The sequence below is a fragment of the Paraburkholderia dilworthii genome, from assembly GCF_000472525.1.
In the GTDB taxonomy this organism is placed as follows: Bacteria; Pseudomonadota; Gammaproteobacteria; order Burkholderiales; family Burkholderiaceae; genus Paraburkholderia; species Paraburkholderia dilworthii.
Genome location: NZ_AWZT01000113.1, coordinates 1 through 4391 on the forward strand (window position 1 = coordinate 1; position 4391 = coordinate 4391).

At 60.9% G+C, this 4391-nt stretch carries 4 protein-coding genes and 1 pseudogene; 1 reads left to right on the forward strand and 4 read right to left on the reverse strand.

The genetic code is table 11. From position 1 onward, the window contains the following. Positions 1-141: 141 nt before the first annotated feature. Positions 142-1173 carry a tyrosine-type recombinase/integrase gene (locus tag F759_RS0135210; RefSeq protein ID WP_322787134.1) on the reverse strand — a complete coding sequence of 344 codons (1032 nt, stop codon included), beginning with the start codon at positions 1171-1173 and terminating at the stop codon, positions 142-144. Positions 1174-1322: 149 nt separating this feature from the next. On the opposite strand from F759_RS0135210, the gene F759_RS39850 reads away from it, so the two are divergent. Next, positions 1323-1724 (forward strand): hypothetical protein, encoded by a 402-nt coding sequence (locus F759_RS39850; RefSeq protein ID WP_051377595.1) that lies wholly within the window; start codon positions 1323-1325, stop codon positions 1722-1724. A gap of 596 nt (positions 1725-2320) precedes the next feature. Here F759_RS39850 and F759_RS0135220 read toward each other — a convergent pair. From F759_RS0135220 to F759_RS43140, 3 genes and pseudogenes are all read right to left on the reverse strand, one after another. Further along, positions 2321-3430: a substrate-binding protein gene (locus tag F759_RS0135220; RefSeq protein ID WP_027803886.1), complete on the reverse strand. Its 1110-nt coding sequence runs from the start codon at positions 3428-3430 to the stop codon at positions 2321-2323. Between the two features lie 470 nt (positions 3431-3900). Further along, on the reverse strand, positions 3901-4152 hold the full coding sequence (locus F759_RS0135225; RefSeq protein WP_027803887.1) for a hypothetical protein: 252 nt from the start codon (positions 4150-4152) through the stop codon (positions 3901-3903). A 38-nt stretch (positions 4153-4190) separates the two neighbouring features. Beyond that, positions 4191-4391: pseudogene (locus F759_RS43140) on the reverse strand (hypothetical protein); the annotation flags it as partial.

Below are 4391 nucleotides of genomic sequence, written 5' to 3' on the forward strand. Positions count from 1 at the left end.
CGCCGGATAGATGATATCTTTGAACGCGCTTTTATAGATCATGGCTGAACCTGAGAATATGGCCGTACCCCGTGTACGGTTCACACACCAGGCTACGCGGCGGTGGCCAAAGTCAAGGAAGCGCCCGGCACGCATGGGGACTTACGCGGCGCTCTCGGCCTCATCCTCTCCCTGCTGGTCGTCCATCCCAGCGGCACTGGAAATGGTCTCGCGCAACCGGGTAGCGGTCCTATGACTGGACAGGCCCATCAGGTTACTCACCTGTTCATTGGTCTTGCCTTCCAGAAGATGTCTGCGACCATACGTGTTGCGCAACAACCGCGGACTTTCGTCGGCGGCCGCAGCGCCGGCAGCGCGTAACGCACTCCGTACGCACTGCCCCAGTGTTGCAGGCTTCATCGGCTTGCCGCCCGCCGTCGCCATGAATAGCAGGCGGTCTGACACCGGCAATGCCGCGCGCGCCTTCGCGTACTCGCGCACGAGCTCAAGCGCGAACCCGTCGACGGGCACGCGACGCGCAATGCGCGGCCCATGTTTTTTCACGTACACGGTGACTCTCGACCCTGCTGTGTCGAGATCGTCCATGCTCAGTGCGCTGAGTTCGGCCGCCGTAATACCGGTCCCGAGCAGCAGTGCCGCGATCGCCCGGTTACGCAGTTCCTTGAACGACTCGAAGGTCGCTGCGCGGCAGACATCCTGCAGGCGGGCATCTTCGTCTGGCCACAGAAAGACCGGCATCGGCTCATCGTCTGGCCAATGCTCGCGCGGCAGAAGAGCGGCGGCCGGATTGTCAGTGCGCAAGCCGACTAGGGAAAGATGGCGCGAGAGCCGGTCCATCAGTTTGAGATAGCGCAGGCGAGTCGACGTACCCGGCTCGCAGTCGCGGTCGAGGTCGGCAAAGAAACCGTCGATGTGATCAGTGCCGAAGTCCATCAGCGTAATGCCGCGGCTGGCGAGATAGCGATAGAAGCGGGCAAACATCGACCGATGCTGAACGATGGAGCGCTCAGCAAAGGCACGCCTGTCTGCGCCGGTCGCCTCGGCGCGTTGCCATTCGGCATAAGCCGCTTCAGGGTCCGACAGCCAGAGTTCAGAATCCATAAATGTATATACTGAAAGTGCACTTCCCCCCCAATCATAACGAAGCTCACGCTTCGCCGAAAACCCGGCCACCAAACGGGAGGGAGTAGCTTCAGGTCGAAGACGGGGTGGAGCGTCGGTTCATCAGTAGGGCAATGTGTGCGGGGGAAGGTCTGTCACCCATCGTACGGATCGCTGACTGATGTCAAGGCACGGTGCGGAAGATCAACAAGGGGAATCGCATGACCGAGCTATCGCAGCAGTGTCGAACGCTGCTTTACCGGATGATGTGGCAGACGACCGCCGGCGTCGTTGACGCGTTTGCGCTTTGCGCCACCCGCGATGAGGCGAGGCGTCTGTTCTACTCCGCGATATCGCTCCTGTCAGGCATCCAGGAGGACGAGCTCGAACTATTTAACCTCGAGTCGTTCGACGATCTGGTGAACGCTGGCGTCAGCAGTGACGAGGACGTGCGTATATTCGAGACACACTGGAACGGCGCCCGTGTTATCGGGTGGACGACAAGGCCGCTCTTCCTAACGCCTGATCCGACGTTGATCGCCAGGTTGGCAGACCTGCGCGCGGAGCTGGCCGCCGCACAGACCAACTCGGTCATCTCACGCATCAGCGGGCGCGGCTACTGAAATCAACACGCGATTGTCAGTCGCAGCCATATCGAGGGGACGAGCGGACATTTCCCGGGATAGGACAGCAATCGACCCTCTCCGGTCATACGAGGTTGCCATATCTCGAAGGCCGCTTACCGCTGCACAACGGCCACCTTTGCTGGCTCCTTATCAATCGTAGCGCCAGTTGATCACGTGCAAGGTTTCGAGGCGTCGGGCACCACCCAGCCAGCGGGAAGTGAGTGCTGTTTTATCGGCGCGTGCGCCGCCACTTTTCGCGGGATGCGCCCCGCTCGGCCTGACCGCGCGCTTCACCCGGCCGGATTGAACAAACCGCATCGCTCATTGGAGAAGGAAATAACACGCGCTCATATGTTTGTATCAGTTACAGCAATTACCAGCCCGCATCCCGAGGGATGTGCGGTCCGCGCGTTCGATACCGAGACATGGGCATTATTTGCCTGATCGGGACATGTTCCTGCGACCGCCGCCACCTGCAGCCGGTCGGCTGAGAGATCAGTTAAGCGCCTCGCCGCGGCCGTTCCCTAATGGCCGCAGAAACGTTGCACGATGCGAGCGTCGCAACTGCAGCGGCCCTGCCGAGCCGCATTGGCTCAAAGATCACCCATGATCTGTTCTTTCGGATCGATGGCGCCCAGCTTTTTGACGACCTTGAACCGGCCGCCGGTCGCTTGGGCGATGTACATGTTCATGCGGACGTGATGCTGCCCAGACACCATCTCCGCCGGGCCGCCGGGGCCTTGCGGGATCTTCGCGTGGTCGAGCGCCGCGATCACCTTGTTCTGGTCGACGGTGCCCGCCTCACGCACCGCCGCCTCCCAGAGCTTCATGCCACGGTAGAGGCCCGTGCAGGCGCTGCCGGCGGTGAACTGTGCGCTGCCGGGGAACAGCTTGTTGTAGCGGGCGAGCAGATCGCGGCTGAACGGATCGTCGACATCCTGGTAATAGTCGAGGCAGCCGTAGAGACCTTCGACCTGCTCGGCCGGCACCAGATTGAGGAAGTTCTCGTCGAAGTAGGTGCAGACGAGCTTACCGCCACGCTTCTGGAAGCCGGAATTGTAGAGTTCCTCAAAGAACGGCGTGAGACCGGGCGGGACGATCGTATTGAAAACGACGTCGGCACTGCTGGCCACGATCTTTCTCACCGTCTCGCGGTAATCCCTGTGATCGAGAGGATAGTATTCCTCCCCGACGATCTGGCCGCCGTTCGCGGTGACCAGGTCACGTACCTTCCTGTTCATCACGCGTGGCCAGATGTAGTCGGCCGACGGCAGATAGAAGGTCTTCGCCCCTGTTGTATGCATCAGCCAGGGAATGAGCGGCTCGAGCTGCTGCGCCGGCACTGGGCCGGTGCAGAAGATCAGCGGGTCGGCCTCCTGACCTTCGTACTGCTCGGGGTAGATGTATAGCTGGCCGCGCTTCTTGACGGGGCCCTTGATCGCCTGTCGCGTGGAGCTGTAGATCCCGCCGAGCAGCACGTCGACCCGATCGTGCTCGATCAGCTTGGTGGCCTTCGCTATTGCCACGCTATCTGTAGTCGCGCCGTCCTCGAGGCAGAGCCCGAGCTGCCGCCCGAGCAGGCCCCCGCTCGTATTGATGTCGTCGACCACCATCTTTGCCACGTTGGCATCGGCGATCCCCATGAACGAAAGCGGGCCGGTCTGCTCGGCGATGACTCCGACTTTGATGGGTGATTGGGTCATGACGTCCTCCTCATTTCCTGTCGGCGGGCGATCTTCCAGGCAACCGCTGTGGAGCGCGACAACATCGACACGATTCGAAGCAGTATAGGACGAGGAAGCATAACTTTTCCAATTCCGAGCGTTGCGGTATCCGACTTCGCGTTCGCAACGACGGGCGCTAACCCGCCGAATTCCAGCGGAGCCCGGCTAAAGTTCATGACGCATTCGGTGAGGGCTTCAAGCCTGTATCGAACGATCGTTTTCAAGCCGGGCAAGCGGCCTATGCGGCGCCGGGTCTACGAGCAAACATGGACCGGGTCTCGATGGCCAGACGCGCGGCGAGTCGTCTGCCGCAGCTAATCGACGGTCCGCGGTCAGCGCGTAGCCGACGCTCGAATGTCAGCGGTCTCGCTCGGTTCAACGGCGGTAACTGGCCGAGCTGAGTCCGACGATCTGCCATGGGCTTATGGTCAAGCCCAACGTCCTACAAGTTAGTCGCCAAAGAGATCGGGCGTCGACCTTGGCTGCTGCAGTTCAGGAAAATCCCCGCGACGGATTTTCGCGAGCGTCGCCGGCGGCAGCCATGTTTCTTCCATCGCGTCGATGCCACGCTCGATGATCTGCTGCAGAAAGAACGACTGTTTCCGTCCGGTTGTCTCCGCGAGCAGCCGCAGTCGGTGCTTGACCTGCGGATAGATGCGGACCGCCACCACCTTCAGCTTGTTGTCGGCACTTCTTTTCATTCAGGCTCCCGCCATTTCCAACGGCAGTGCGATCGCAATCAAGCTTTTTTCGGAGCGACCTTCCATCCGTCGTCGGTCAGGATCAGAAACGTCTCGCCGTTGAACTGGTTGTTCGTTGTCGCCGCGAGTTCGATGTGACCCACCAGAACCGATTCGTCATCCCAGGCAGGCCGGTCAACGAGCTGTGCCACGTAGTGCACATACACCTTATCGCCCGCCTGCGCCTTTACGCCCGCTGA